This window comes from Aerococcus sp. L_32, assembly GCF_050689315.1.
The window spans coordinates 1-805 of record NZ_JBOEQF010000836.1 but is presented as its reverse complement, the minus strand read 5'-3'; the positions used below and the strand labels follow the sequence as shown (position 1 = coordinate 805).

Annotated in this window: 2 protein-coding genes; both read left to right on the top strand. The window is 39.0% G+C overall.

The genetic code is table 11. The annotated features are described in order from the left end of the window. Positions 1-690, top strand: a 690-nt coding sequence (locus ACRCJ0_RS16790; RefSeq protein ID WP_431391294.1) for a class I tRNA ligase family protein, incomplete at its 5' end; no start/stop codon positions are given. A gap of 1 nt (position 691) precedes the next feature. Continuing rightward, positions 692-805 (top strand): cold-shock protein (locus ACRCJ0_RS16785; protein ID WP_431391295.1); only part of this gene is annotated, 114 nt, incomplete at its 3' end.

The window sequence follows — 805 nt, the reverse complement described above, 5'->3', positions numbered from 1 at the left end:
AACTTTATGACAGTCAACCATGAAATCACCAACTTCCTAACTTTAGATATGTCTAACTTTTACTTAGACTACGCTAAAGACGTTGTATATATTGAATTACCAGAATCAGCAAAACGTCGTAACATGCAAACAGTTATGTATGCAGTGGCTAAAGCCGTAACGACTTTACTGACACCAGTTATTCCACATACAACTGAAGAAATCTGGGCATACCTACAAGAAGAGGAAGCATACGCACAATTAGCTGACTTCCCTGAAGTAGTAACTTATGAAAATGCAGACGCTTTAGAAGAAAAATGGTCTACCTTTATGGCCTTACGTTCTGATGTCAACAAATCATTAGAAACGGCTCGTGAAGAAAAAGTGATTGGTAAATCATTACAAGCGAAATTACATATTTTTGCTAATGAAGACACCAAAGCATTACTTGATAGTGTCGGCGAAGAATTAACGACATACTTGATGGTATCGCAATTAGAAATCTATGACCTTGCAGAAGCCGGCGCAGATGCTACAGCCTACGAAGGTTACAGCCTAGTGATTGAACATGCACATGGTGAAACTTGTGAACGTTGTCGTGGGGTTTACGAAGAAGTTGGTACAATTGAAGCAGCACCGCACTTATGTGCACGTTGTGCTGACATCGTCATCAACCACTATCCTGAAGCTTTAGTTGAAGAGGAGAATTAAGATGACCTATTACGGATTTGTAAAGACTTTTAATGAAAAAGAAGGCTTTGGATTTATCGAGTTACCAGATTTTCCAGAAGAAGATGATATCTTCGTGCACTTTTCAGCTTTACGG